Origin of the sequence: Streptomyces sp. NPDC006309, from assembly GCF_040613095.1 — a bacterium.
GTDB lineage: Bacteria > Actinomycetota > Actinomycetes > Streptomycetales > Streptomycetaceae > Streptomyces.
Genome location: NZ_JBEXRO010000017.1, coordinates 130,559 through 155,553, shown reverse-complemented (window position 1 = coordinate 155,553; position 24,995 = coordinate 130,559). Strand labels below are relative to the sequence as shown.

The following is a 24,995-nucleotide window of genomic DNA, read 5'->3' as shown; positions in this document are numbered from 1 at the left end:
CGGGGGGTGCCGTTCCTACGGTGATGGCACCGCCCGCGGGGCGGTGGGACGAGGGGACGGTAGTCATGCCGGTAGCGATCATCACGGGAGCCTCGAAGGGGCTGGGGCGGGCGCTGGCCGGGGCGCTGGCCGCGCGGGGCTGGGATCTGGTGTTCGACGCCCGGGGCGTGGACGCCCTGGCGGCGGCGGCCGAGGCCGTCGCCGGTCACGGCACCCGGGTCCGGGCGTGCCCGGTGACGTCACGGAAGCGGGGCACCGGGCGGAGCTGGTGGCGGCGGCGCGCGGGCTGGGCGGGCTGGACCTGGTGGTGAACAACGCCGGGGTCCTGGGCACCGAGCCGCTGGTGCCGCTCGGCGGCCAGCCGCTGGACGGTTACCGTGCCGCTCTGGAGACCAACCTGGTGGCCCCGCTGGGGCTGGTGCAGGAGGGCGCTGCTCCTGGAGACGCCCGCGGGTGCCGTGATCGGTGTCAGTTCGGACGCGGCGGTGGAGGCCTACCGCGCGTGGGGCGCGTACGGGGCGACGAAGGCGGCGCTGGACCAGCTGTCCGCGGTACTGGCGGTGGAGGAGCCGGGGCTGCGGGTGTGGTGGGTGGATCCGGGCGGGATGCGCACGGAGATGCTCGCCGCGGCCGAGCCGCACGAGGACCTGTCGGGGATGCCGGCGCCGGAGGAGATCGCGCCGCTCTTCCTGCGGCTGCTGGACCGGCGTCCGGCGAGCGGCCGGTACACCGCGGCCGGGCTGCGGGAGGAGCGGTGACCGCGGGGGCGGGGGTTCCCCCGGTGGTCCGGGGGTGGGGGAAGGTTCCCGGGGAGCTGTCCGCGCGCGCCGGCGGAGCTGCGGGGGCCGGGGCTCGGCAGGGACGCCGTACGGCTGCTGGTGTCGCGCGGGACGCGGGTGGCGCATCACGCCTTCCGTGCGCTGCCGGAGCTGCTGCGGGCCGGGGACGTGCTGGTGGTGAACACCTCGCCGACGCCGGCCGCCGCCGTGGACGGGCGGGCCGGGGACGCGCGCGTGGTGGTGCACTTCTCCACCCCGGGGGGACGACGGGCGGTGGGCGGTGGAGCTGTGGGAACCGGACGGACACGGCACCACGCGCGCGCGTGCGTCCACTGCGGCGGGTACGGAGGTGGCGTTGCCGGGCGGGGGCCGGCTGGTGCCGGAGGAGCCGCTGAGCGCGCGGGGAGGGGCTGTGGTGGGCGCGGGCGGCCGGGGCGGACGTACGGGAGGTGCTGTGGGAGCACGGGCGGCCCATCCGGTACGCCTACACCCGGCGGGACCAGCCGCTGTCCGCGTACCAGACGGTGTTCGCGCTGCCGTCGCCGGACGGGTCGGGCAGTGCGGAGATGCCGAGCGCGGCCCGGCCCTTCACCGCACGGCTGGTGGCGGAGCTGGTGAGCCGGGGGGTGCTGTTCGCGCCGGTCGTCCTGCACACGGGGGTGTCGTCGGCCCGGGCGTACGAGCCGCCGTATCCGGAACGGTTCGCGGTGCCGGCGGCGTCGGCCCGGCTGATCACCGCCGTACGGGCGGCGGGAGGCCGAGGGATCGCGTTGGGGACGACGGCCGTGCGGGCCGTGGAGTCGGCGGTGGGGCCGGACGGGGAGGTGCGGACCGCCGGGGGCGGACGGATTTGGTGGTGACGCCCGCACGCGGGGTACGGGTGGTGGACGGGCTGCTGACCGGGCTGCACGAGCCGGAGGCCTCGCATCTGCTGATGCTGGAGGCCGTCGCCGGGCGGGCGGCGGTGGACCGTGCCTGTGAGGAGGCGCTGCGCGGGCGCTACCTGTGGCACGAGTTCTGCGACGTCCATCTCCTCCTTCCGCAGGACGACCCTCACCCATAGCGTTGCGGCGGCAACGCATCGTGAGAGTGCGGGGAACGCCGTGTGAGCCCGCACATAGGGCCTGCATCACGTACGAAGGGGCATAGGAGACGAACCGGCCCGCATGAACGGGACAGACAGCCCTGTCTGTCCCGTTTTGCCCTTCCCTGATCCACTACCCGGGATCGTAGGTCACACCTTTGCCTGGGGATTTTGCGCCAGCTAAGAATTACTTCCGTCGCTCAGCGCCGCGGGTTCCGCCCGCGGCGTTCGTGCGGGGGGAGCCACTTCCCCCGGCGGACGCAGAGCGGCCTCCGCGCTATCGAAGAGGTCCACCAGCCATGCCCAAGAACTTTCTCGGCCGTGCTCGCAGTCGTGCCCTGACGAAGCAGCACGGGATCGTCCTCTCCGGTGTCGCCGCGCTCGGCACCGCCGCTCTCGCCTTCTCGGCCGTCCCCAGCAGCGCCGGAACCGTCACCACCGGCGCCCCCGCCACGACCGCGCAGGTCGCGGCCGGCACCTCCCTGAAGAACGTGAAGGGCACGGTCACCGACCAGCTGGCCGGCACGAACGTCAAGCTCGACGCGTACGCGGCGCAGAAGAAGGCCGTGGACGCGGCCGCCGCGAAGAAGGCCGCCGACGCCGCCGCGCAGAAGAAGGCCGCGGAAGCCGCCGCGCAGAAGAGGACCGCGGAAGCCGCCGCCGCCCGGAAGGCCTTGCAGGAGCACGCCGCCCGTCAGGCGGCCGACCGTTCCGCGCAGCGCCCGCAGATGCAGCCGGTCGCCGCGAAGACGTACGCCGACAACCTCGACGGCTGGATCCGGCAGGCCCTGGACATCATGCGGACCAAGGGCATCCCGGGCTCCTACAACGGGCTGCACCGCAACATCCTGCGGGAGTCCTCCGGCAACCCCAACGCCATCAACAACTGGGACGTGAACGCCGTCAACGGCATCCCGTCCAAGGGCCTGCTCCAGGTCATCCCGCCGACCTTCACCGCGTACCACGTCTCCGGCACGTCCTGGAACATCTACGACCCGGTCGCCAACATCACCGCCGCCGCCAACTACGCGGCGGACAAGTACGGCTCGATCGACAACGTCAACAGCGCGTACTGAGGGCCGGCGCGGACCTCGGTGACGACGCCGAAGGGCGGCACCCCCACTGCGGGGGCGCCGCCCTTCGGTGTCGTACGGGCGCGCGGTTACTTGCGCATGACCTCCGGCTCGTGGCGGCGCAGGAAGCGGGCCACGAAGAAGCCGCAGGCCACACCGAGCGCGATCAGCGCGACCATGTCCAGCCCCCAGGCCGCGGCCGTGTGGTCCCACAGTGGGTCGGTGCTGCCCGGGTCGTCGGTGTTCGGGGCGATGTTGTTGAGGTCCAGCGTGGTGCCGGCCGCGGCCACCGCCCAGCGCGACGGCATCAGGTACGAGAACTCGTTGACGCCGAGCGTGCCGTGCAGCGCGAACAGACAGCCGGTGAAGACGACCTGGATGATCGCGAACATGACGAGCAGCGGCATGGTCTTCTCGGCGGTCTTCACCAGCGAGGAGATCACCAGGCCGACCATCATCGAGGTGAAGCCCAGCGCCATGATCGGCAGGCACAGCTCCAGCAGCGTCGAGCCGCCGAGGACGAGCCCCTTCGCGGGGATCTCCCGGCTGGCGAAGCCGATGACGCCGACCATCAGTCCCTGGAGCACGGTGACGGCACCGAGCACGACCACCTTCGACATCAGGTACGCCGAACGGGACAGACCCGTCGCGCGCTCCCGCTCGTAGATCACCCGTTCCTTGATCAGCTCACGGACCGAGTTCGCGGCGCCCGCGAAGCACGCGCCGACGGCGAGGATCAGCAGGACGGTGGTGGCGGTGCCGTTCGGGACGTGCGTGCCGGTCCTCGGGTTGATCGCCTCGTTGACCAGCAGGCCGCGGCTGTGGTCGATCAGCAGGCTGACCGCGCCGAGGACCGCCGGCAGGATCACCGTCAGGGCCAGGAAGCCCTTGTCGGAGGCGATGACCGACACATAGCGCCGGATCAGGGTCATCAGCTGGGAGCCCCAGCCCTGCGGCTTGGGCGGTCGGACGGCCTGGGGCACCGGGACGGGCGCGGACTGCGGGGCGACCGAGTCGAGGTCCGCCGCGTACATCTGGTAGTGCTGCGAGCCCTTCCAGCGGCCCGCCCAGTCGTAGTCGCGGTAGTTCTCGAAGGCGGAGAAGACGTCGGCCCAGCTGTCGTAGCCGAAGAAGTTCAGGGCCTCCTCCGGCGGACCGAAGTAGGCGACCGCGCCGCCCGGCGCCATGACCAGCAGTTTGTCGCACAGTGCCAGCTCGGCCACGGAGTGGGTGACGACGAGGACCGTGCGGCCGTCGTCGGCGAGGCCGCGCAGCAGCTGCATGACGTCACGGTCCATGCCCGGATCGAGACCGGAGGTCGGCTCGTCCAGGAAGATGAGCGACGGCTTGGTGAGCAGCTCCAGCGCCACCGACACCCGCTTGCGCTGGCCACCGGACAGCGAGGTGACCTTCTTGTCCTTGTGGATGTCGAGCTTCAGCTCGCGCAGCACCTCGTCGATGCGGGCGTTGCGCTCCTGCGCGGTGGTGTCGGCCGGGAAGCGCAGCTTGGCCGCGTACTTCAGGGCCTTCCTGACGGTCAGCTCCTTGTGCAGGATGTCGTCCTGCGGGACCAGACCGATGCGCTGGCGCAGCTCGGCGAACTGCTTGTACAGGTTCCGGTTGTCGTAGAGGACCTCGCCCTGATTGGCGGGCCGGTAGCCGGTGAGCGCCTTGAGCAGGGTCGACTTGCCGGAGCCGGAAGGGCCGATCACCGCGACCAGCGACTTCTCCGGGACACCGAAGGAGACGTCCTTGAGGATCTGCTTGCCGCCGTCGACCGTCACGGTCAGGTGGCGCGCGGAGAAGGAGATCGCACCGGTGTCGACGAACTCCTCGAGGCGGTCGCCGACGATGCGGAACGCGGAGTGGCCGACACCGACGATGTCGGTCGGGCCGAGCAGCGCGCTGCCGCCCTTGGCGATCGGCTGGCCGTTGACGTACGTGCCGTTGTGCGAGCCGAGGTCACGGATCTCGAAGCGGCCGTCGGGTGTGGCGTGGAACTCCGCGTGGTTGCGGGAGACCTGGAGGTCGGAGACGACCAGGTCGTTCTCCAGGGCGCGGCCGATGCGCATCACGCGGCCGAGGGAGAACTGGTGGAACGTGGTCGGGCTGCGGTCACCGTGGACCGGCGGCGCCCCCGCGCCACCACCGGGCGTCTGCTGCGCGTACTGCTCGGCGGGGCCGCCCTGCTGCTGCGGGAACGCGGGCGCCTGCTGCCACTCCTGCCCGGGAGCCTCGGGGTGCGCGGACGCCTGGTGCGGCACGGATGCCTGGTGCGCGGGCGTCCGGTGCGGGTCGGGCTGCTGGTGGGCGGGTGCCTGCTGGGACCAGCCCGGCGCGCCGGCCGCCGCGTAGGGCGCCGACCGCGGCTGCTGGGCCGGGTCGCCGGCCGGCGTGACGGCGGCGGACAGGTTCAGCCGCGGACCGTCGGTCGCGTTGCCCAGGTGCAGCGACGCGCCGGGGGCGATCTCCATGTGCTGGATCCGCCGGCCCTGCACGAACGTGCCGTTGGTGCTGCCATGGTCCTCGATGGCCCAGCCGCGGCCGTCGAAGCTGACCGTGGCATGCCGCCAGGACACCCTGGCGTCGTCGAAGACGATGTCTCCCTGCGGATCGCGTCCGAGGGTGTAGGTCCTGGACGGATCGAGCGTCCAGGTACGTCCGTTTGTTTCGAGTACGAGTTCCGGCACTCCATGCCCCACTGAGTTGTCCCCCGAATTGCCCCCGTCGCGGGGAGTCTAGGGATGTCGAACATCGTGGGGAACTATTTCAGGCTCGGCCCCCTGACCGAAATCCGGGCCTGGCCAAGGGTGTCGGCGCGCGCTTCGACTCACCTTCGATCCGGCCCGGGCCCAGGCGGGGGCCGTTGCGGCACCCGGAGCGGGCGGCTCCGTCCCACTCGCAGGGTGGCCCACTCCTGCGTCGGGATCACGCCACTCGGCGCGAGGCCCGCCGGTGTCCTGCCCCCTCGTCGTGGTCCTTGCTACGACCCCTGCGGCGTGGGGAGTTGCCGACGCGTCGGCCGAACTTCCCGCCCCTGCGGGCACGGTGGTACGGACCCCGGTCCTGCTCCTGCTCCTGCCTTCGCTCCCGGTCCTGATCCTGGTCCGCGTGCTGGTCCTCGGGCGCGAAGGCTCCCGCACCCGCGTCCGGGCGGGTGCGCGGAGGGCTCGCGGGACGGCGAGCCGCTGCCCGCGCTCCCCGGCCGGGGAGCATGAAGCGGCGCGGTGATCATCGCCTGGATCTGCCGTCCCGGGCCGGCCGTGGGATCCTCGTGAGGGAACCGGACCGGTACCGCGCGCACAGGGCGGCGCCGGCTTCCGGCGGCAAGCTGGTCGACACCGGCCCTGCACCTGTTGTTCCCTGTCCGTCAGGCGGACCTCGGCGGCAGGAGGCACGGGGTGCCGGATACGGTGGTGACACCATGAGCGCTTCGCAGATCCCCGCTTCGCAGACCTCTGAGATGCCCACCCTCCTCGTCAAGATATTCGGCAAGGACAGGCCGGGCATCACGGCCGGCCTCTTCGACACCCTCGCCGCCTACCTCGTGGACGTGGTCGACATCGAGCAGGTCGTCACCCGGGGCCGCCTGGTGCTGTGCGCGCTGGTGACGCAGCCGCCGGCCGGCCTGGAGGGTGACCTGCGGGCCACCGTGCACAGCTGGGCCGAGTCGATGAAGATGCAGGCGGAGATCCTCTCCGGGCACGGCGACAACCGTCCGCGCGGCCTCGGGCGCTCACTGGTGACCGTACTCGGTCATCCGCTGACCGCCGAGTCGACGGCCGCGATCGCCGCCCGGATCGCCAAGGCCGGCGGCAACATCGACCGTATCTTCCGGCTCGCCAAGATTCCGGTGACGGCGGTGGAGTTCGCGGTGTCCGGTGTGGAGACCGAGCCGCTGCGCACGGCCCTCGTCTCCGATGCGGCGGCACTGGGTGTCGACATAGCGGTCGTCTCGGCGGGCCTGCACCGGCGGGCCCAGCGGCTGGTGGTCATGGACGTGGACTCGACCCTGATCCAGGACGAGGTCATCGAGCTGTTCGCCGCCCACGCGGGCTGCGAGGACCAGGTCGCCGAGGTGACGGCGGCGGCGATGCGCGGGGAGCTGGACTTCGAGCAGTCGCTGCACGCACGCGTGGCGCTGCTGGAGGGGCTGGACGCGTCGGTGGTGGAGAAGGTGCGCGCCGAGGTCCGGCTGACCCCGGGCGCGCGCACGCTGATCCGCACCCTGAAGCGGCTCGGCTACGAGGTCGGCGTGGTCTCCGGCGGTTTCACCCAGGTCACGGACGACCTGAAGGAGCGGCTCGGGCTGGACTTTGCGCAGGCCAACACGCTGGAGATCGTCGACGGGAAGCTGACCGGCCGGGTCGTCGGCGAGATCGTGGACCGGGCGGGCAAGGCGCGGCTGCTGCGCCGGTTCGCCGCGGAGGCCGGGGTGCCACTGTCGCAGACCGTGGCGATCGGTGACGGCGCCAACGACCTGGACATGCTGAACGCGGCGGGGCTGGGTGTGGCCTTCAACGCCAAGCCGGTGGTCCGTGAGGCCGCGCACACGGCGGTGAACTTCCCCTTCCTCGACACGGTCCTGTATCTCCTCGGCATCACCCGGGACGAGGTCGAGGCGGCCGACACCCACGACGAGGGCTGAGCCCCGCGTCCCCGCCCGGGCCGGACCCGGCCCTGGTCCGAGGCGACTCCGGCGGTGCGAGGCGACCCCGGCCCTGGTCCGAGGCGGCTCCGGCCCCGGTCGGACGTGCACGGCACCGCGCGGCCCGGTCCGGCCGGCGACGCTTGCCCGAGGGTCCGGCGCCCGGTGCGGTGCCGGACCCTTCGGCGTACCTGCCCAGCGGTGCACCGGGCCGGCCGGAGGCCGCCTGCCGGCAGTCACCTGCCGGCAGTCATCTGCCGGGGGCGACCGGCCGGGTCACTCGGAGGGTGCCCAGTAGTCCGTGAGGGTGGCCACGCCCGGTTCCACGCTCTTCCACGGGCCGTCGACCGTCAGCAGGGCGAATCCGGCGGCGGGGAAGCCCCGGCGGTTCATCCGTTCGCGGGCGTCGCCCTCGGCCGAGCCGGCCAGGATCTCGGCCAGGCCGTGCACTCCCGGGTTGTGGCCGATCAGGATCACGTTCCGCACGTCCTCCGGGATCTCGTCCAGCACGGCGATCAGCTCGCCGGGCGAGGCGTCGTAGACCCGCTCCTCGTAGACCGTCCTCGGCCGGTGCGACAGCTCATGGACGGCGAGCTTCCAGGTCTCGCGGGTCCGGGTCGCCGTGGAGCACAGGGCCAGGTCGAAGGTGATGCCGGTGTCGGCCAGCTTGCGTCCGGCGATCGCGGCGTCCTGGCGGCCCCGCTCGGCGAGCGGGCGCTCATGGTCGGAGACATCGGGCCAGTCGGCCTTCGCATGCCGGAAGAGGGCGATCCTGCGGGGTTCTGCGACGCTCATGGAATCCAGCTTCGCATGAAACAGGCCACCCGGCTCAGGGAGTTGACATGCGGATTCACCGCCTGAGGGGCCCGGTCAGCGGGCGAGGAGCCGCTGGGCGTGCTCCAGGAAGCGCGCTGTGGCCGGGGCGCCGCCGGCCGCGTGGGCGTCCGACGGGTTCAGTATCAGCGCCAGCAGGGCGACGAACGCGAGCGCGGGCAGGGCGAGCGCCCACCAGGGCAGCCTGGTGTCGAAGCCGCCCGGGGTCGCCGGGTGGGGCCGGGAGTGGGTGCGGGTCGGCATGATCGCCTCCGTGGGTCCTCGAGCGGGTCCGTCACCGCCGGGTGCGGTCACCCCTCGAAGCTACGGAATCCGGGGCCGCCAACCCATCCGGAACTCCACCCACTTCACCCTGACCCTGGCCCCCTAGGGGATGGGGGGCCAGCCCCACCGTCCCCGCGGAATGCGGCTCGGGCGGGGCGGCCGTCCAGCGGGGGACGGTGGCCGGCGGGGCGGGCCGGTCGTTCAGGGAGACGCGATGATCGCGATGACGGCGATGATCACGAAGATGGCGAAGAACGAACCGAAGACGAGCAGCATCTTCTTCTGGCCGTTCTGCGGGTTCGGGTCGAGCACAGGCTGCATGCGCCCAGTCTCGCACCTCGTCCCCCGCATCCGGCCGCGGGGGCGGGTCAGCGCGCCGCCTCCTCCTCCACCGTACGGTCGCGGCCCGCCAGGAAGCCCACCACCATCTGCGGCACCATGAGGCCCGCCATGAGGGCGATCGGCAGGCCCCAGCCGCCGCTCTGCTGGTAGAGCACGCCGACCAGCAGCGGGCCGGGGATCGAGATCAGGTAGCCGGTGCTCTGCGCGAACGCGGACAGCTGGGCCACGCCCGGCCCGCTGCGGGCCCGCATGCCGACCATCGTCAGTGCCAGCGGGAACGCGCAGTTGGAGACGCCGAGGAGGATCGCCCAGGCCCAGGCGCCGCCGGCCGGGGCGAGGTACAGCCCGGCGTATCCGGCGAGTCCGCAGACGCCCAGCACCAGCACGATCGGTCCCTGGTGGGGCAGCCGCGTGGCGACCCGCGGGATGACGAAGGCCAGCGGCACGCCCATCACCATGGTCACGGCGAGGAGCACGCCCGCGGTGCCGGCCGGAACACCGGCGTCCCGGAAGATCTGCGGCATCCAGCCCATGGTGATGTAGGCGGCGGTGGCCTGGAGGCCGAAGAAGACGGCGAGGGCCCAGGCGGTGCGGCTGCGGGAGATCCGCAGCGCGGTGGTCCCGGCCGGTTCCGGCGGCGTCCGGCGGTGTTCCTCGGCCGGGGCCGTGCCGCGGTCCCGGACGAGCGGCAGCCAGGGCATGACGGCGACGGCGGCGACGGCCGCCCACACGGCGAGCCCGCTCTGCCAGTGGCCGCCGAGGGCATCGGTCAGGGGGACGGTGACCGCGGCGGCGAGGGAGGTGCCGAGGGCGAGGGCCATCGAGTACAGGCCGGTCATGGAGCCGACGCGGTCGGGGAACCAGCGCTTGACGATGACCGGCATGAGGACGTTGCTGACGGCGATGCCCATCAGGGCGAGTGCGCTGCCGGCCAGGAATCCGGCGGTGTTCCCGGCGTAGGGCCGTATGAGCAGGCCGGCGGTGATGGCGGCCATGCCGGCGCACACCACGGCGGCCGCTCCGAAGCGGCGGGCCAGGCGGGGGGCGGTGACGCCGAAGACGGCGAAGCACAGCGGGGGCACGGAGGTGAGCAGGCCGGCCACGCTGCCGCTCATGCCGAGGCCGTCGCGGACCTCCTCCAGGAGCGCGCCGAGGCTGGTGATGGCCGGGCGGAGGTTGAGCGCGGAGAGCACGATGCCGACGACCACCAGCCGGGCCGCCCACGCGCGCGTGCGGGGCGCGCCGGGGGTCGTTCCGTGCGGGCGTGCGTCGGGGGCCGTACCGCGTTCGGTCGGTGACATCGCCGTACGGGTGTCCGCTGTGCGGGTTTCCTCACTAGCCATGAGGTCCATCATAGAATCATGGGATGATTGGTTGTCCATCCCCGGGAGGCCCGTGCCCGGGCCTCGCGTGCGAAGGTGTGCCATGCCCTTGAGCCACCCCCGTCGTTCGGCTCTGTCCGAGCAGGTCATCGCCGAACTGCGCAACCAGATCACCTCCGGCGAGTGGCCGGTCGGCTCGCGCATCCCGACGGAGCCGGAACTGGTCGAGCAGCTCGGGGTCGCCCGCAACACCGTCCGTGAGGCCGTCCGCGCGCTGGCGCACAACGGTCTGCTGGACATCCGCCAGGGCTCGGGCACGTACGTGGTGGCGACGAGCGAGCTGGCCGGGGTGATGCACCGCCGGTTCGCGGACGCCGACCCGCGGCACATCGCCGAGCTGCGTTCCACGCTGGAGTCGGCCGCCGCGAAGCTGGCCGCCGAGCGGCGCACCGAGAAGGACCTCAGGCAGCTGGGCACGCTGCTGGCGCGGCGCGAGGAGGCGTGGCGGACCGGGGACACGGAGGCCTTCGTGACGGCCGACGCCACGTTCCACCTGGCGGTGGTGGCCGCATCCCACAACGACGTGATGACCGCGATGTACGCCGACCTGGGCGAGGTGCTGCGGGACTGGCTGCGCGCGGACGTGGGCGCGGAGCTGACTCCCGGGACACACATGGACCACGCGCGGCTGATGGACGCGATCCGCGCGGGGGACGCGGAGTCGGCGGCCCAGGAGGCCGCGAGCTATCCGTTCCTGTGCCGTCCGGGGCGGTTCACCGCGCCTTCTGGTGGCTGACCCAGACGGTACCGACCTCCTTCCAGCACCGGCCGGTGAGCCGTACGGTCAGGGCGGGCCCGGCGTCCACCGGGGCGCTGTCGGTGTCGATGTCCCACCAGCGGGCGCACTCGATGTGCAGACGCACGCGGTCGATGTCGACGTACGGGTTGTGGCAGTAGGCCACCACGCGGGAGCCGTGCACGGCCGTACGGCAGGTGGCGCCGAACCGGCTCGGCGCGGGCGCTTTCCCGTCGCTCACGCGCGCGTGCGGCAACGCGTCGTACGGCAGGGAGAGGACGAGGGCCAGGGCCACGGTCACCGGGGCGAGACTGCGGGACAGGCGCACAAGGGGACCTCCTCGGCCGGGCTGCGGAGGGACCTGCGGGGGACGGCGTACTCCAGGGTGCGCCGGTGCGGTGGGGGCGGCCCGGCGGGTGAGCCGAACGGGTGACGCCCCGCTCCCCGCCGTGACGGCGGGGAGCGGGGCGTCGGTGAGGTCCGGCGGGGGTCAGGCGCCGATGGCGTGCAGACCGCCGTCGACGTGGATGATCTCGCCCGTGGTCTTCGGGAACCAGTCGCTCAGCAGGGCGACGACACCGCGGCCGGCCGGCTCGGGGTCCGTCAGGTCCCACTCCAGCGGCGAGCGGGAGTCCCACACGGCGGCCAGGTCGCTGAAGCCCGGGATGGACTTGGCGGCCATGGAGCCGATCGGGCCCGCCGAGATGAGGTTGCAGCGGATGTTTTGCTTGCCGAGGTCGCGCGCCATGTAGCGGCTGGTGGCCTCCAGTGCGGCCTTGGCCGGACCCATCCAGTCGTACTGCGGCCAGGCGTACTGGGCGTCGAAGGTGAGGCCGACGACCGAGCCGCCGTTCTGCATCAGCGGCAGGCAGGCCATGGTCAGCGACTTCAGGGAGAACGCCGAGACGTGCATGGCCGTGGCGACCGACTCGAACGGCGTGTTGAGGAAGTTGCCGCCGAGCGCGTCCTGCGGGGCGAAGCCGATGGAGTGGACGACGCCGTCGAGGCCGCCCAGCTCCTCGCCGACGATGTCGGCCAGGCGCGCGAGGTGCTCCCCGTTCGTCACGTCCAGCTCGATGACCTTGGCGGGCTTCGGCAGCTTCCTGGCGATGCGCTCGGTCAGCGTGGGCCGCGGGAACGCGGTCAGGATGATCTCGGCGCCCTGCTCCTGGGCGAGCTTGGCGACGTGGAAGGCGATGGAGGACTCCATCAGCACACCCGTGACCAGGATGCGCTTGCCCTCGAGAATTCCGCTCATGGTGATCAGTGACCCATTCCCAGTCCGCCGTCAACGGGAATGACGGCTCCAGTGATGTACGAGGCGTCGTCCGAGGCGAGGAACCGCACCGTCGCGGCGATCTCCTCCGGCTGCGCGTAACGGCCGAGCGGCACCTGCGAGACGATGTTCTTGCGCTGCTCGTCGGAGAGCGCCTTCGTCATGTCGGTGTCGACGAAGCCGGGAGCGACGACGTTGAAGGTGAGGTTGCGCGAGCCCAGTTCCCGGGCGAGGGAACGCGCGAAGCCGACCAGGGCGGCCTTGGATGCGGCGTAGTTCGCCTGGCCCGCCGAGCCGAGGAGGCCGACCACGGACGAGATCAGGACGACCCGGCCCTTCTTGGCGCGCAGCATGCCGCGGTTGGCGCGCTTGACGACACGGAAGGTGCCGGTGAGGTTGGTGTCGATGACCGAGGTGAAGTCCTCCTCGGACATGCGCATCAGCAGCTGGTCCTTGGTGACGCCGGCGTTGGCGATCAGTACCTCGACCGGGCCGTGCTGGTCCTCGATCTCCTTGTAGGCCTGCTCCACCTGCTCCGGGTCGGTGATGTCGCACTTGACGGCCAGGCAGCCCAATTCCGTCAGGGCGGCCGGCGGCTCACCCGAGCGGTACGTGATCGCGACCTTGTCGCCTGCGTCGGCGAATGCGCGGGCGATGGCGAGGCCGATGCCCCGGTTGCCTCCGGTGACGAGAACCGAGCGGCTCAACGGATCACCCTTTCGATAGCGGTCTGATGCAGTCCGACAATCCGCCCGGACACCTGGATGACAGGCGGCTTCACCAGAAACCTATCGGTCCGGATTCCCGCGGGGACATTCGGGCACCGACAGTGGCGCGGGAGTGTCGCTGTCGGGTCCCTACAGATTCGGCCGGTCCGCGCCCCCCGAAGGTGTGGTCCGCCCGACCGCCCGCAGGACATGATCGGGGCGACAGGCCACGACAGCAGGGAGACCTCCGTGCCTCATTCCATCGACGAAGCCTTCACGGCGCTTCCCCTCCGGGCCCTCGCCGACGCCGCGCTGGCCCGCGCGCGTGCGCTGGGGGCCGAGCACGCGGACTTCCGCTTCGAGCGGGTGCGCAGCGCGTCCTGGCGGCTGCGGGACGCCAGGCCGGCCGGGACGTCGGACACCACCGACCTCGGGTACGCGGTCCGGGTGGTGCACGGTGGTACGTGGGGCTTCGCCTCCGGGGTGGACCTGACCATGGACGCCGCCGCGCGCGTCGCCTCCCGGGCGGTCGCGATGGCCAAGCTCTCGGCACAGGTGATCAGGGCGGCAGGGTCGACGGAACGGGTCGAACTGGCCGATGAGCCGGTGCACGCCGACCGGACGTGGATCTCGTCGTACGAGATCGACCCGTTCTCGGTGCCGGACGAGGAGAAGGCCGCGCTGCTGGCCGAGTGGAGCGGGCGGCTGCTGGCCGCGAACGGCGTCGACCATGTCGACGCCTCGCTGCTCACCGTGCACGAGAACAAGTTCTACGCCGACACCGCCGGGACCGTGACGACCCAGCAGCGGGTGCGGCTGCACCCCGAGCTGACGGCCGTGTCGGTCGACGGGTCGAGCGGCGAGTTCGACTCCATGCGCACCCTCGCACCTCCGGCGGGCCGCGGCTGGGAGTATCTGACCGGCACCGGCTGGGACTGGGACGCCGAGCTGGAGCGGATGCCCGGGCTGCTGGCCGAGAAGATGCGGGCGCCGAGCGTGGAGCCCGGCCTGTACGACCTGGTGGTCGACCCCTCCAACCTGTGGCTGACCATCCACGAATCCATCGGCCACGCCACCGAGCTGGACCGCGCCCTCGGCTACGAGGCCGCCTACGCCGGCACCTCCTTCGCCACCTTCGACCAGCTCGGCAAGCTGCGGTACGGCTCCGAGCTGATGAACGTCACCGGCGACCGCACCGCCGAGCACGGCCTCGCGACCATCGGCTACGACGACGAGGGCGTCGAGGCGCAGTCCTGGGACCTGGTGAAGGACGGCACGCTGGTGGGCTACCAGCTCGACCGGCGAATCGCGCGGCTGACCGGGTTCGAGCGGTCCAACGGGTGCGCCTTCGCCGACTCGCCCGATCACGTCCCGGTACAGCGCATGGCCAACGTGTCGCTGCGGCCCGACCCGGCCGGGCTGTCCACGGAGGATCTGATCGGGGGCGTCGACCGGGGCATCTACGTGGTCGGTGACCGGTCCTGGTCGATCGACATGCAGCGGTACAACTTCCAGTTCACCGGGCAGCGCTTCTTCCGGATCGAGAACGGCCGGATCACCGGGCAGCTGAAGGACGTGGCCTACCAGGCGACGACCACCGACTTCTGGGGGTCCATGGCCGCCGTGGGCGGTCCGCAGACGTACGTCCTCGGCGGTGCCTTCAACTGCGGCAAGGCCCAGCCGGGCCAGGTGGCCGCCGTGTCCCACGGCTGCCCCTCCGCCCTGTTCCGGGCAGTGAACATCCTCAACACCACGCAGGAGGCCGGACGATGAGCGCCCGCACCACCAAGCCGCACGAGATCGTCGAGCAGGCCCTGGCGCTGTCCCGCGCCGACGGCTGTGTCGTCATCGCCGACGAGCACTCCACCGCCAACCTGCGCTGGGCGGGCAACGCGCTCACCACCAACGGGGTCACCCGGGGCCGTACGCTCACCGTGATCGCGACCGTCGACGGCCGGGAGGGCACCGCCTCCGGTGTCGTGTCCCGGTCGGCGGTCACCCCCGAGGAGCTGGAGCCGCTGGTGCGGGCCGCGGAGACCGCGGCCCGCGGTGCCGGGCCCGCCGAGGACGCGCAGCCGCTGGTCGGCGGGGCGCCGCAGTCCCCGGACTTCACGGACGCGCCGGCGGAGACCTCCTCCGCCGTGTTCGCCGGCTTCGCCCCGTCGCTCGGCGAGGCCTTCGCACGCGCGCGTGCGGGCGGCCGGGAGCTGTACGGCTTCGCCAGCCACGAGCTGGTGTCGACGTACCTCGGCACGTCCACCGGGCTGCGCCTGCGCCACGACCAGCCCAGCGGCACGCTGGAGATGAACGCGAAGTCGCCGGACCGTACGCGCTCGGCGTGGGCCGGCCGCTCCACGCGGGACTTCGAGGACGTCGACCCCGGGGCGCTGGACGCCGAGCTGGCCGTACGGCTCGGCTGGGCGGAGCGGCGGGTGGAACTGCCCGCGGGCCGGTACGAGACCCTGCTGCCGCCGACCGCGGTCGCGGATCTGCTGATCTACCAGCTGTGGTCGGCGTCGGGCCGGGACGCGGCCGAGGGGCGGACGGTGTTCTCCCGGCCCGGCGGGGGCACGAGGGTCGGCGAGAAGCTGAGCACACTGCCGCTGACCCTGCGCAGCGACCCGGACGAGCCGGGCCTGGAGTGCTCGCCGTTCGTGGTCACGCACTCCTCCGGCGGTGACCGCTCCGTGTTCGACAACGGGCTGCCGGCCGGCGCCACCGAGTGGATCAGCGAGGGGGTGCTGACGCGGCTGACCACGACCCGGCACAGTGCGGGCCTGACCGGGCTGCCGGTCGCCCCGGCGCCGGGGAACCTGATCCTGGACGGCGGGCGGGAGCGTTCCCTGGAGGAGATGGTCGCGGACACGCGCGGGCCCTGCCTGCTGCTGACCTGCCTGTGGTACATCCGCGAGGTCGACCCGGCGACGCTGCTGCTGACCGGCCTGACCCGGGACGGCGTGTACCTCGTGGAGAACGGCGAGGTGACCGGGCAGGTCAACAACTTCCGGTTCAACGAGTCGCCGGTGGACCTGCTCGGCCGGGCGACGGAGGCCGGGCGGACCGAGAAGACGCTGCCGCGCGAGTGGAGCGACTGGTTCACGAGGACCGCGATGCCCGCGCTGCGCGTCCCCGATTTCAACATGAGCTCTGTCAGTCAGGGCGTATAACCTCGTAGGCGGCTGTCACCCGACTGCCCGGACATCTTCGAGGAGACACGAGAACCGTGACGGACATCGTCGACGAACTGAAGTGGCGGGGGCTCATCGCCCTCTCCACCGACGAGGACGCACTGCGCAAGGCGTTCGCGGACGGTCCCGTCACGTTCTATTGCGGCTTCGACCCGACCGCGCCCAGTCTCCACCTCGGCAACCTCGTGCAGATCCTCACGATGCGCCGCATCCAGGAGGCGGGGAACCGTCCGCTGGCGCTGGTCGGCGGGGCGACGGGCCTCATCGGCGACCCCAAGCCCACGGCCGAGCGCACGCTGAACGCGCCGGAGGTCGTGGCCGGCTGGGTGGAGCGGCTGCGCGCCCAGATCGAGCCGCTGCTCCACTTCGACGGGCCGAACGCCGCGGTGATGGTCAACAACCTGGACTGGACCCAGGGCATGTCGGCCATCGAGTTCCTGCGGGACATCGGCAAGCACTTCCGGGTCAACAAGATGATCGCCAAGGAGGCCGTCTCCCGGCGGCTCAACTCCGACGCGGGCATCAGCTACACCGAGTTCAGCTACCAGATCCTCCAGGGCATGGACTTCCTGGAGCTGTACCGGCGGCACGGCTGCACGCTCCAGACCGGTGGCAGCGACCAGTGGGGCAACCTCACCTCCGGCACGGACCTGATCCACCGGGTCGCGCCGGACGCCCAGGTGCATGCGCTGGGTACCCCGCTGATCACCAAGGCGGACGGCACCAAGTTCGGCAAGACCGAGTCGGGCACGGTGTGGCTCGACCCGGAGATGACCACGCCGTACGCGTTCTACCAGTTCTGGGTCAACGCGGACGACCGGGACGTCTCCAAGTTCCTGCGCATCTTCAGCTTCCGCTCCCGCGCCGAGATCGAGGAGCTGGAGCGGCAGACGGAGGAGCGTCCGCAGGCCCGCGCCGCACAGCGGGCCCTCGCCGAGGAGCTGACGACGCTGGTGCACGGCGCCGGCCAGACGACCGCGGTGATCGCCGCGTCGAAGGCGCTGTTCGGCCAGGGCGAGCTGGCGGAGCTGGACGAGCGGACGCTGGCCGCGGCGCTGTCCGAGGTGCCGCACATCCGGGTCGCGGAGCCGGCCGCGGTGGTCGACCTGTTCGCCGGGGTCGGTCTCGTGGCCAGCAAGTCCGCCGCCCGGCGGACCGTGAAGGAGGGCGGGGCCTACGTGAACAACGTGAAGGTCGCCGCCGAGGACTTCGTCCCGGGGACCGACGCGCTGCTGCACGGGCGGTGGCTGGTGCTGCGGCGGGGGAAGAAGAACCTGGCCGCGGTGGAGGTCACCGGCGGCTGAGACGCCGTAGGGGCGTGGGTGCGGGGTGTGTGCGGCGTCCGCCTGGTGGCGGGCGCCGGCGCACCTCGTGCCCCTTCCGCCGCACGGGGGCTCAGGCGCGCTGGTGCTTCCGCTTGCCCAGTGTCGCCATGTACAGGGCGTCCACCGCGGCGACGATGATGATCGCGGCCACCAGCTGGAAGGCATGCCGGCTCCAGTCGATGCCGGGGGTCGCGGCCACGCCGAGCGCGCGGGCCACGGCGTTGCCGACGATGGCGCCGAGCACACCGCAGATGGTGGTCAGCCACAGGGGGCTGTGCTGTTTGCCCGGGATGACCGCCTTGGCGATCAGACCCAGCACGAATCCCACGATGATCGCCCACAACCAGCCCATGGCTGCCTCCTCGTACGGCTCGACGTGAGCATTACGGTCAGTGTGCTGCCGCGCACCGTCGGGCGCATGCCGGGTTCCGCCGTACGCGGCGGGGCGGCCCGCATCGCCGCAGGTTGCGCGGGACCCGGTCTCGTGGACGGCGTGGGCGCGGCGTACCGTTGACAGTGCCCCGGTCCGGCACCCCTCCGGTTCCCCGCCGGGTGTGGACGGCGGCGCGAGCCGGGGAAGTCCGAAGCGGGCGGATGGTGGAATGTGATGCGGAAGCAGCACGGCGACGACGTCCAGGTGTTCCGGATCACCGGGGCCCGGACGGGACTCGCCGAGGACGTACGGGGCCGGCAGCGGCGGTATGTGATCTCGATGTCGATCCGTACCCTCTCGGTGATCCTCGCGGTCTGTCTGTGGAACGTCGAGCGGTATGTGGCCGTCGTCGCGCTCGTGCTCGGCGCGGTCCTCCCCTACATCGCCGTGGTGATCGCCAACGCGGGCCGGGAGAGGCCGCCGTCGCTTCCGTCGACGTTCGTCACCGTGCCCCTGCGGCCGATGATCACGCCGCCGGAACCGGGCGAGGACGAACGGGCGGAGCCGTCCGGAATGCCCGGTGAGCGCCCCGGTCCTGTCTGAGCACGGCGGACGCCGCGGAAGCGGAATGCCGTCACATGTCAAGCTCAAGAAAACCTCAGATCAATCCTGCTGTTCCGGTGCCGGGCGGCGGGGTGTGCGTGACATACTGCGTACGCGCTCCGCATCCCCCGTCGGAGCGACAGACCGACGCCGGGCAGCTCCCCCCGTGGCTGCTCGGCGTCGCCTTGTTCCCCCCCGTTCTGGTGAGACGAACCCGTGAGTGACGAGACCCCGATCTGCTCCGCCAAGGGCTGCCGCACCGGCGCCGTGTGGGTGCTGGCGTGGAACAACCCCAAGATCCACACTCCGGAGCGCCGCAAGACGTGGCTCGCCTGCGACGAGCACCGCGAACATCTGTCGCAGTTCCTCGGGGTACGGGGGTTCCTCAAGGACGTGGTGACGCTCGAGGAGTGGCAGGCGTCCGAAGACGCCGGGCCGCCGGTGGCGGACTGACGAAGGCCCTCCTGAACCGCTGATCGATCCGCGGATGCCGGTCGTCGGCGCCCGGTTCAGGGGGTGACGTCCCGCGGCGGGGCGGGCGGTTGTGAGAACAGTGCCCGGACGGTTTCGGTGGCCAGGTCGCGGAGCCAGGTGTGGGCACGGTCGTCGTCGTGGCGCTGGTGCCACAGCAGGTACAGCGGGACGGCCGGCATCTGGAGCGGCAGCGGCAGGGTGATCAGGCCGAGCCGGTCCCGGGCCGCACGGGTGACCGCGTCGGGCAGGGTGAGCACCAGGTCGGTCTCGGGCGCGAGTTGCAGCGCGAAGGCCAGGGTGGGCCCGGTGGCGACGACACGGCGTTCGCGCCCGCGTGCGGTCAGGGCGTCGTCGACCGGGTCGCGCAGCCGGCCCCGCCGCGAGACGGTGAGGTGCTCGGCGGCGGCGTAGCGCTCGATGCTCAGCGGGCCCTCGGTGAGCGGGTGGCCGGGCCGGACGGCGACGACGAGCTGATCGCGGCCGACGAGGCGGTGGCGGATGTCGGGGAGTGCCGGCCGGCCGGAGCTGGATTCGAGGTCGACCTCCCCCCGTCGTAGCTCGGGGGTGTCCGTGCCGGACTCGGCGGGCAGGCGCAGCTGCACGCCGGGGGCCTGGCGGTGGACGGCCGTGATGAGGGCCGTGCCGCAGGCGGTGGTCAGCGCGTCGTGCCAGCGCACGGTGAACACCCGCTCCAGTGCCGCCAGGTCGAGTTCCTGCTGTGCGGACAGCAGTTGGTGGGCCTGCTGCACGAGGGCGTGGACCTGGGCGCGGATGGCCAGGGCGCGCGGGGTGGGCACCATGCTGCGGCCGGTACGGACCAGGATCTGGTCACCGGTGGCCTTGCGGATGCGGCCCAGGGAGCGGCTCATCGCCGGTGCGGTGACGTGGAGGCGGGCCGCGGCGCCGGCGACACTGCCCTCTTCGAGCAGCGCGTCCAGGGCCGTGAGCAGGTTCAGATCCAGTTGCATGAGAGTAACTCTACGAGTGAAAAGCATGCACTTGTTGTTAATGGTCGGGCGGCCTACCTTCGAGGAGCGGGCGCGGGACAAGCCGCCCCGCGACCGACCGAATCCCAGGGAGCCACGCCGTGAGCACAGCCATGCCTTTCGCCGCCGGCACGACGCTCATGTCCGACGTGACCGCCGCGGTGCGGACCGCCGGCCGCACGCTGCTCGACCGCTACACCCCGCACCCCCGGGGTGTGAGCCTGGACGAGGTCGTCCAGGAGCTCCACGCCAACGACGACGCGGTGCTGGACGTGCTGCGGGAACCGCTGCTGCGGGCCCGGCGCGGATCGCAGTGGGCCGAGGACGAACTGGCGGGCGGCGCGCTGCCGCCCGGCGAGTGGTGGGTCGTCGACCCCGCAGAGGGCAACATCAACCACGTCCACGGCATGCCGGACTGGGCCGTCACCGCCACCCTGGTCCGCGACAACGAGCCGGTGCTCACCGTCGTCCACCTGCCGCTGACCGGCGACACCTACACCGCGGCCGCCGGCGGCGGTGCCCGCCTGAACGACCGGCCTCTGAATGTGTCCGCCAAGTCCGGCCTGGGCGCGGCGCTCGTCGGCACCGGTCAGGCCAAGCCCGGTGAGGACGTGCGCACCTACCGGCGGATCGGCGATTCGGTCACCGCCATGCTCACCGCCGGACTCGTCGTGCGGGTGTCCGTTCCCGCCACGATGCAGCTCATCCACGTCGCCGCCGGACGCATGGACGCGTTCTGGCAGTTCTCCGATGTCCGCTCCGGCCTGGTCGCCGGTGCCCTGCTGGTCTCCGAGGCCGGCGGCACCGTCACCGACCTGGCGGGCGAACCGTGGACCACGGCCGGCCGGGACTTCCTGGCCGCCGCTCCCGGCGTCCACGCTGCCGCCCTCGCGGCCCTGTCAGCGATCGCCTGAGCACCGCGAAGCGGCCCGCTCCCGTTCCTCCCAGCCGACACCGCAAGGAGCATCACCTCATGACCCGCATCGGCATTCTGGGCGCCGGCCGCGTCGGCGCCAACCTCGCCGGCAAGCTCGCCGCGGCCGGACACCACGTCGTCCTCGGCCGCCGGAACCCGGACGAGCGCACCCCGGCGCTCACCGGCGTCGTCGACCCGCGAATCTCCTTCTCGGACCAGCGCACCACCGCCCGCACCACGGACCTCGTGATCAACGCGACGCCCGGCGACAGCGCCCTGGACCGCCTCACCGGCCTGCGCACGGAACTCGCCGGGAAGATCCTCGTCGACGTCTCCAACGCCACCCGTGACGTCGACGGCCTGCCCGGCGACCTGTGCTATCCCGGCAGCAGCCTCGCCGAACGGCTTCAGGCCGCCCTCCCCGACACCCGTGTGATCAAGACCCTCAACACCATGCTGTTCATGGTCATGACCGCCCCCGGCGCGCTGGCCACCCCGCCGACCGTCTACGTCTCGGGCGACGACGCGCCCGCGAAGACGACCGTCACCGGCCTGCTCGGCGACCTGGGCTGGCAGCCCGCGTGGATCGAGGACCTCGGGGACATCACCACGGCCCGCGCCACCGAGGCCATGATCCTGGTCGTGCCGCACATCCTGCGCCGGCACGGTTTCGAGCCGTTCGCCGTCTCCCTCGCCCGCTGAGCCACCGGGCGGCAGCACGCAGTGGAACCGACGATTTGCTAGCCGCCGATCGCGGACATGGGCCGGTCCGGCTGTACGAACGAGGGGTCGTCCAGGCCCGCTCCGGCCTTCTTCCCCCACATCGCCAGGCGCCACACGCGGGCGATCTCCTCGTCCGGCGCGCCCGAACGCAGGGCCGCGCGGAGGTCGGTCTCCTCGGTGGCGAACAGGCAGGTCCGTATCTGGCCGTCGGCGGTGAGGCGGGTGCGGTCGCAGGCCGCGCAGAACGGGCGGGTGACCGAGGCGATCACGCCCACCCGGTGCGGGCCGCCGTCCACCAGCCAGCGTTCCGCCGGTGCCGAGCCGCGCTCCTGGGCGCCCTCGGGGGTGAGGCCGAAGCGGGTGCGCAACGAGGTGAGGATGTCGCCGGCGGTGACCATGCCCTCGCGCTTCCAGCCGTGCTGGGCGTCCAGGGGCATCTGCTCGATGAAGCGCAGCTCGTAGTCGTGCTCCACCGCCCAGGCGAGCAGGTCCGGGGCCTCGTCGTCGTTCAGGCCCGGCATCAGGACCGAGTTGACCTTGACGGGGGTCAGACCGGCTTCCCGGGCGGCTTCCAGGCCCTCCAGCACGTCCTTGTGACGGTCGCGGCGGGTGAGGGTCTTGAAGACGTCCGGGCGGAGGGTGTCCAGGGAGACGTTGACCCGGTCCAGGCCCGCCGCCTTCAGCGCGGCAGCGGTGCGCCTGAGGCCGATGCCGTTGGTGGTGAGGGACATCATGGGGCGCGGGGCGAGGGCCGCGACCCGCTCGACGATGCCGGTCAGACCCGGACGCAGCAGCGGCTCGCCTCCGGTGAAGCGGACCTCCTCGATGCCGAGCGTGCGGACCGCGATGTCGATGAGCCGGACGATCTCGTCATCGGTGAGCAGGTCGGGCTTGGCCAGCCACTGGAGGCCCTCTTCCGGCATGCAGTACGTGCAGCGCAGATTGCACCGGTCGGTCAGTGAGACCCTCAGGTCGGTGGCCACCCGGCCGTAGGTGTCGATGAGCACGTGGGCCCCCTCCCTCTCCGGATCACTCGCTCCGTATCGGCTGCGTGTCTCCTGTCATCTGCGAGCCTACGTGACCGCACCGACAACGACAGCGGCCCGATCCCACGAGGTGCGGCACGGCCGCGTCGTAGGACCGTACAGTCCCCCGCGACGCGGCCGTCCGTACGAACCCTCAGTGCGCTCCGGTGCCGGTCAGGGACCGCACCTCCAGCTCCGCGTACTTGCCGGCGTCCGGGACCTCCTTCGACAGCAGGGTGCCCACGACGCCGAGCAGGAAGCCGACCGGGATGGAGATGATCCCGGGGTTCTCCAGCGGGAACCAGTGGAAGTCGACACCGGGGAACATCGAGGACTCCTTGCCGGAGACCACCGGCGAGAACAGCACCAGGCCGACCGCCGTGACCAGGCCTCCGTAGATCGACCACAGGGCGCCCGAGGTGGTGAACCGCTTCCAGAACAGGCTGTAGAGGATGGTCGGCAGGTTGGCGGAGGCGGCGACCGCGAAGGCGAGGGCCACCAGTCCGGCCACGTTCATGTCGCGGGCCAGGGCGCCCAGGAGGATGGAGACGGCACCGATACCCACGGTCGCGTAGCGGGCCGCGTTGATCTCCTGTTTCTCGGTGGCCTGGCCCTTCCTGATGACGTTCGCGTAGATGTCGTGGGCGAAGGACGAGGACGAGGCCAGGGTCAGGCCCGCGACGACCGCGAGGATGGTGGCGAAGGCGACCGCCGAGATGGTGGCGAGCAGGACGGCTCCCCAGTCGGAGTGGAGGCCGCCCAGGTGCAGCGCCAGGAGGGGGGCTGCGGTGTTGCCCGCCTTGTTGGAGCCGGTGATCTCGTCAGGTTTGATCAGTGCGGCCGCTCCGAAGCCGAGGGCGAGGGTCATCAGGTAGAAGGTGCCGATCAGGCCGATCGCCCAGAAGACCGACTTACGGGCGGCTCTGGCGGTGGGGACCGTGTAGAAGCGGATCAGGATGTGCGGCAGACCGGCGGTGCCGAGGACCAGGGCGATGCCGAGCGAGAGGAAGTCCAGCTTGGTGGTGCCGGTGGCGCCGTACTTCAGGCCGGGCTCCAGGAACGCCGAGCCCTTGCCGCTGTTGGCGGCGGCCTTCCCCAGCAGGTCCGAGACGTTGAAGTCGAACTTGAGCAGCACCAGGAAGGTCAGCAGCAGGGCGCCCGCGATCAGCAGCACCGCCTTGACCATCTGGACCCAGGTGGTGCCCTTCATGCCGCCGATGGTGACGTACACGATCATCAGGACGCCGACCAGGGCGACGATGCCGATCTTGCCGCCGTCGCTGGTGATGCCCAGCAGCAGCGAGACGAGGACGCCGGCGCCCGCCATCTGGGCCAGCAGGTAGAAGATCGACACGACGATCGTGGAGGTGCCGGCGGCCGTGCGGACGGGGCGCTGGCGCATCCGGTAGGCCAGGACGTCGCCCATCGTGTAGCGGCCGGAGTTGCGCAGCGGCTCGGCGACCAGGAGCAGGGCGACGAGCCAGGCGACGAGGAAGCCGATGGAGTACAGGAAGCCGTCGTAGCCGAACAGGGCGATGGCGCCGGCGATGCCGAGGAACGACGCGGCGGACATGTAGTCCCCGGAGACGGCCAGTCCGTTCTGGAAGCCGGTGAACTGCCGTCCGCCGGCGTAGAAGTCGGCGGCGTCCTTGGTCTGCCGGCCGGCCCAGACGGTGATGACGAGGGTCGCGACGACGAACACCGCGAACAGGGTGATGATCAGGGTCCGGTGCTCGCTCGCCTCACCGGCGGCCAGCAGGGTGTGCGATGCCCGGCCGGCGGCCGAAAGGGTGTGCTGTGCGGGGCTCATGCGCCGCCCTCCATCCGGGACTTGATGGCGTCGGCCCGCGGGTCCAGCTCGGCGGCGGCGTGCCGCGCGTACCACCAGGCGATGAGGAACGTGGTGAGGAACTGGGCGAGGCCCAGGACGAAAGCCACGTTGATGTTGCCGGCCACCTTGGTGCCCATGAAGCCGCCCGCGTAGTTGGACAGCAGGACGTACAGCAGGTACCAGGTGATGAAGGCGACGGTGAGGGGGAAGGCGAAGGAGCGGTGGGCGCGGCGCAGTTCACCGAATTCCGCGCTCTGCTGCACCTCGGTGGACTCCTCGGTGGAGGGAAGTGGGGCCCCCGGTGTCGCGGGGGGCGGTGTCTCGGTGGCCACGGAGTCTCCTCGGGTGACGGACCTGCGCGTTGTCCGACTCGGCTGGGCGGGCGCCAGGTGACCGGATGTCACGTGGCGCCCTGCTTCTCGTGTT

At 71.8% G+C, this 24,995-nt stretch carries 25 protein-coding genes and 1 pseudogene; 13 read left to right on the top strand and 13 right to left on the bottom strand.

Translation table 11 applies throughout. The features are described from left to right. The first annotated feature begins 65 nt into the window (after positions 1 to 65). From ABZ117_RS22345 to ABZ117_RS22330, 4 genes and pseudogenes are all read left to right on the top strand, one after another. Positions 66 to 311, top strand: coding sequence for an SDR family NAD(P)-dependent oxidoreductase (locus tag ABZ117_RS22345; RefSeq protein WP_356823306.1), 246 nt, complete (start codon positions 66 to 68; stop codon positions 309 to 311). 147 nt (positions 312 to 458) lie between these two features. Further along, positions 459 to 758: an SDR family NAD(P)-dependent oxidoreductase gene (locus ABZ117_RS22340; RefSeq protein WP_356823304.1), complete on the top strand. Its 300-nt coding sequence runs from the start codon at positions 459 to 461 to the stop codon at positions 756 to 758. Next, positions 755 to 1,842: pseudogene (locus tag ABZ117_RS22335) on the top strand (S-adenosylmethionine:tRNA ribosyltransferase-isomerase). The gene ABZ117_RS22340 and the pseudogene ABZ117_RS22335 overlap by 4 nt, the downstream one beginning before the upstream one ends. Before the next feature lie 320 nt (positions 1,843 to 2,162). Then, positions 2,163 to 2,939 (top strand): transglycosylase SLT domain-containing protein, encoded by a 777-nt coding sequence (locus tag ABZ117_RS22330; RefSeq protein WP_356823302.1) that lies wholly within the window; start codon positions 2,163 to 2,165, stop codon positions 2,937 to 2,939. An 86-nt stretch (positions 2,940 to 3,025) separates the two neighbouring features. Here the strand turns inward: ABZ117_RS22330 and ABZ117_RS22325 are convergent, their stop codons facing one another. Next, complete coding sequence (locus ABZ117_RS22325; protein WP_356823300.1) at positions 3,026 to 5,626, bottom strand: FHA domain-containing protein; 2,601 nt, start codon at positions 5,624 to 5,626, stop codon at positions 3,026 to 3,028. Between the two features lie 734 nt (positions 5,627 to 6,360). Here ABZ117_RS22325 and serB point away from each other — a divergent pair. Next, positions 6,361 to 7,584 (top strand): phosphoserine phosphatase SerB, encoded by a 1,224-nt coding sequence (gene serB / locus ABZ117_RS22320; RefSeq protein ID WP_356823298.1) that lies wholly within the window; start codon positions 6,361 to 6,363, stop codon positions 7,582 to 7,584. Positions 7,585 to 7,860: 276 nt separating this feature from the next. Here the strand turns inward: serB and ABZ117_RS22315 are convergent, their stop codons facing one another. The 4 genes from ABZ117_RS22315 to ABZ117_RS22300 all read right to left on the bottom strand — a co-directional run bounded on the left by ABZ117_RS22315 (position 7,861) and on the right by ABZ117_RS22300 (position 10,379). Continuing rightward, on the bottom strand, positions 7,861 to 8,379 hold the full coding sequence (locus tag ABZ117_RS22315; protein ID WP_356823297.1) for a histidine phosphatase family protein: 519 nt from the start codon (positions 8,377 to 8,379) through the stop codon (positions 7,861 to 7,863). Positions 8,380 to 8,454: 75 nt separating this feature from the next. Beyond that, the gene (locus tag ABZ117_RS22310) at positions 8,455 to 8,661 is read right to left on the bottom strand and encodes a hypothetical protein (RefSeq protein WP_356823295.1); all 207 of its coding nucleotides are present in this window, start codon (positions 8,659 to 8,661) and stop codon (positions 8,455 to 8,457) included. A gap of 222 nt (positions 8,662 to 8,883) precedes the next feature. Next, the gene (locus ABZ117_RS22305) at positions 8,884 to 9,003 is read right to left on the bottom strand and encodes an SGM_5486 family transporter-associated protein (RefSeq protein WP_356823294.1); all 120 of its coding nucleotides are present in this window, start codon (positions 9,001 to 9,003) and stop codon (positions 8,884 to 8,886) included. Positions 9,004 to 9,050: 47 nt separating this feature from the next. Then, positions 9,051 to 10,379, bottom strand: a complete 1,329-nt coding sequence (locus ABZ117_RS22300; protein WP_356823292.1) for a CynX/NimT family MFS transporter — start codon at positions 10,377 to 10,379, stop codon at positions 9,051 to 9,053. A gap of 70 nt (positions 10,380 to 10,449) precedes the next feature. Between ABZ117_RS22300 and ABZ117_RS22295 the strand changes: the two genes are divergently transcribed. Continuing rightward, positions 10,450 to 11,142: a FadR/GntR family transcriptional regulator gene (locus tag ABZ117_RS22295; protein ID WP_356823290.1), complete on the top strand. Its 693-nt coding sequence runs from the start codon at positions 10,450 to 10,452 to the stop codon at positions 11,140 to 11,142. Here ABZ117_RS22295 and ABZ117_RS22290 read toward each other — a convergent pair. The 3 genes from ABZ117_RS22290 to fabG form a co-directional block, all read right to left on the bottom strand. Beyond that, entirely contained in the window at positions 11,120 to 11,470 is a 351-nt protein-coding gene (locus ABZ117_RS22290; RefSeq protein WP_356823289.1) for a hypothetical protein, read from the bottom strand. The two genes, ABZ117_RS22295 and ABZ117_RS22290, sit on opposite strands and share 23 nt — an antisense overlap. A gap of 162 nt (positions 11,471 to 11,632) precedes the next feature. After that, a complete protein-coding gene (gene fabI, locus ABZ117_RS22285) occupies positions 11,633 to 12,400 on the bottom strand; it encodes an enoyl-ACP reductase FabI (protein ID WP_356823287.1) in 768 nt (255 codons plus the stop codon). Between the two features lie 5 nt (positions 12,401 to 12,405). After that, positions 12,406 to 13,125 (bottom strand): 3-oxoacyl-[acyl-carrier-protein] reductase, encoded by a 720-nt coding sequence (gene fabG, locus ABZ117_RS22280; RefSeq protein ID WP_356823286.1) that lies wholly within the window; start codon positions 13,123 to 13,125, stop codon positions 12,406 to 12,408. Between the two features lie 249 nt (positions 13,126 to 13,374). Between fabG and ABZ117_RS22275 the strand changes: the two genes are divergently transcribed. The 3 genes from ABZ117_RS22275 to tyrS are packed head-to-tail and all read left to right on the top strand — an operon-like array spanning position 13,375 to position 17,617. Beyond that, positions 13,375 to 14,898: a TldD/PmbA family protein gene (locus ABZ117_RS22275; protein WP_356823284.1), complete on the top strand. Its 1,524-nt coding sequence runs from the start codon at positions 13,375 to 13,377 to the stop codon at positions 14,896 to 14,898. Then, positions 14,895 to 16,292: a TldD/PmbA family protein gene (locus tag ABZ117_RS22270; RefSeq protein WP_356823282.1), complete on the top strand. Its 1,398-nt coding sequence runs from the start codon at positions 14,895 to 14,897 to the stop codon at positions 16,290 to 16,292. The genes ABZ117_RS22275 and ABZ117_RS22270 overlap by 4 nt, the downstream gene beginning before the upstream one ends. Before the next feature lie 56 nt (positions 16,293 to 16,348). Beyond that, complete coding sequence (gene tyrS / locus ABZ117_RS22265) at positions 16,349 to 17,617, top strand: tyrosine--tRNA ligase (protein ID WP_356823280.1); 1,269 nt, start codon at positions 16,349 to 16,351, stop codon at positions 17,615 to 17,617. 91 nt (positions 17,618 to 17,708) lie between these two features. Here the strand turns inward: tyrS and ABZ117_RS22260 are convergent, their stop codons facing one another. Further along, positions 17,709 to 17,990, bottom strand: a complete 282-nt coding sequence (locus tag ABZ117_RS22260; RefSeq protein WP_356823278.1) for a GlsB/YeaQ/YmgE family stress response membrane protein — start codon at positions 17,988 to 17,990, stop codon at positions 17,709 to 17,711. A 255-nt stretch (positions 17,991 to 18,245) separates the two neighbouring features. On the opposite strand from ABZ117_RS22260, the gene ABZ117_RS22255 reads away from it, so the two are divergent. Then, positions 18,246 to 18,614, top strand: a complete 369-nt coding sequence (locus ABZ117_RS22255) for a DUF3099 domain-containing protein (protein WP_356823276.1) — start codon at positions 18,246 to 18,248, stop codon at positions 18,612 to 18,614. Positions 18,615 to 18,830: 216 nt separating this feature from the next. Beyond that, a complete protein-coding gene (locus ABZ117_RS22250; protein ID WP_356823274.1) occupies positions 18,831 to 19,067 on the top strand; it encodes a hypothetical protein in 237 nt (78 codons plus the stop codon). A 56-nt stretch (positions 19,068 to 19,123) separates the two neighbouring features. Here ABZ117_RS22250 and ABZ117_RS22245 read toward each other — a convergent pair whose 3' ends face one another. Then, complete coding sequence (locus tag ABZ117_RS22245; RefSeq protein ID WP_356823272.1) at positions 19,124 to 20,056, bottom strand: LysR family transcriptional regulator; 933 nt, start codon at positions 20,054 to 20,056, stop codon at positions 19,124 to 19,126. A gap of 131 nt (positions 20,057 to 20,187) precedes the next feature. Here ABZ117_RS22245 and ABZ117_RS22240 point away from each other — a divergent pair, with 131 nt between their 5' ends. Together ABZ117_RS22240 and ABZ117_RS22235 are read left to right on the top strand one after the other, a co-directional pair. After that, positions 20,188 to 20,988 carry an inositol monophosphatase family protein gene (locus ABZ117_RS22240; protein ID WP_356823331.1) on the top strand — a complete coding sequence of 267 codons (801 nt, stop codon included), beginning with the start codon at positions 20,188 to 20,190 and terminating at the stop codon, positions 20,986 to 20,988. Positions 20,989 to 21,047: 59 nt separating this feature from the next. Then, positions 21,048 to 21,692 carry an NAD(P)-binding domain-containing protein gene (locus ABZ117_RS22235; protein WP_356823270.1) on the top strand — a complete coding sequence of 215 codons (645 nt, stop codon included), beginning with the start codon at positions 21,048 to 21,050 and terminating at the stop codon, positions 21,690 to 21,692. A 38-nt stretch (positions 21,693 to 21,730) separates the two neighbouring features. On the opposite strand, the gene moaA is transcribed toward ABZ117_RS22235, so the two are convergent. The 3 genes from moaA to ABZ117_RS22220 all read right to left on the bottom strand — a co-directional run bounded on the left by moaA (position 21,731) and on the right by ABZ117_RS22220 (position 24,901). Then, positions 21,731 to 22,720 (bottom strand): GTP 3',8-cyclase MoaA, encoded by a 990-nt coding sequence (gene moaA / locus ABZ117_RS22230; protein WP_356823268.1) that lies wholly within the window; start codon positions 22,718 to 22,720, stop codon positions 21,731 to 21,733. 172 nt (positions 22,721 to 22,892) lie between these two features. After that, positions 22,893 to 24,548 (bottom strand): cation acetate symporter, encoded by a 1,656-nt coding sequence (locus ABZ117_RS22225; RefSeq protein WP_356823266.1) that lies wholly within the window; start codon positions 24,546 to 24,548, stop codon positions 22,893 to 22,895. Beyond that, complete coding sequence (locus tag ABZ117_RS22220) at positions 24,545 to 24,901, bottom strand: DUF485 domain-containing protein (RefSeq protein ID WP_356823264.1); 357 nt, start codon at positions 24,899 to 24,901, stop codon at positions 24,545 to 24,547. The genes ABZ117_RS22225 and ABZ117_RS22220 overlap by 4 nt, the downstream gene beginning before the upstream one ends. Between the last annotated feature and the right edge of the window lie 94 nt (positions 24,902 to 24,995).

What these genes read in the sequence shown, in the direction of transcription:
- ABZ117_RS22300 (WP_356823292.1), bottom strand. Translation starts at nt 10,379, where the DNA reads ATGATGGACCTCATGGCTAGTGAGGAAACCCGCACAGCGGACACCCGT.
- serB (WP_356823298.1), top strand. Translation starts at nt 6,361, where the DNA reads ATGAGCGCTTCGCAGATCCCCGCTTCGCAGACCTCTGAGATGCCCACC.
- ABZ117_RS22240 (WP_356823331.1), top strand. Translation starts at nt 20,188, where the DNA reads ATGCCTTTCGCCGCCGGCACGACGCTCATGTCCGACGTGACCGCCGCG.
- ABZ117_RS22260 (WP_356823278.1), bottom strand. Translation starts at nt 17,990, where the DNA reads ATGGGCTGGTTGTGGGCGATCATCGTGGGATTCGTGCTGGGTCTGATC.
- ABZ117_RS22295 (WP_356823290.1), top strand. Translation starts at nt 10,450, where the DNA reads ATGCCCTTGAGCCACCCCCGTCGTTCGGCTCTGTCCGAGCAGGTCATC.
- ABZ117_RS22305 (WP_356823294.1), bottom strand. Translation starts at nt 9,003, where the DNA reads ATGCAGCCTGTGCTCGACCCGAACCCGCAGAACGGCCAGAAGAAGATG.
- ABZ117_RS22345 (WP_356823306.1), top strand. Translation starts at nt 66, where the DNA reads ATGCCGGTAGCGATCATCACGGGAGCCTCGAAGGGGCTGGGGCGGGCG.
- ABZ117_RS22255 (WP_356823276.1), top strand. Translation starts at nt 18,246, where the DNA reads ATGCGGAAGCAGCACGGCGACGACGTCCAGGTGTTCCGGATCACCGGG.
- ABZ117_RS22310 (WP_356823295.1), bottom strand. Translation starts at nt 8,661, where the DNA reads ATGCCGACCCGCACCCACTCCCGGCCCCACCCGGCGACCCCGGGCGGC.
- ABZ117_RS22225 (WP_356823266.1), bottom strand. Translation starts at nt 24,548, where the DNA reads ATGAGCCCCGCACAGCACACCCTTTCGGCCGCCGGCCGGGCATCGCAC.
- fabI (WP_356823287.1), bottom strand. Translation starts at nt 12,400, where the DNA reads ATGAGCGGAATTCTCGAGGGCAAGCGCATCCTGGTCACGGGTGTGCTG.
- ABZ117_RS22270 (WP_356823282.1), top strand. Translation starts at nt 14,895, where the DNA reads ATGAGCGCCCGCACCACCAAGCCGCACGAGATCGTCGAGCAGGCCCTG.
- ABZ117_RS22245 (WP_356823272.1), bottom strand. Translation starts at nt 20,056, where the DNA reads ATGCAACTGGATCTGAACCTGCTCACGGCCCTGGACGCGCTGCTCGAA.
- ABZ117_RS22330 (WP_356823302.1), top strand. Translation starts at nt 2,163, where the DNA reads ATGCCCAAGAACTTTCTCGGCCGTGCTCGCAGTCGTGCCCTGACGAAG.
- ABZ117_RS22235 (WP_356823270.1), top strand. Translation starts at nt 21,048, where the DNA reads ATGACCCGCATCGGCATTCTGGGCGCCGGCCGCGTCGGCGCCAACCTC.
- ABZ117_RS22315 (WP_356823297.1), bottom strand. Translation starts at nt 8,379, where the DNA reads ATGAGCGTCGCAGAACCCCGCAGGATCGCCCTCTTCCGGCATGCGAAG.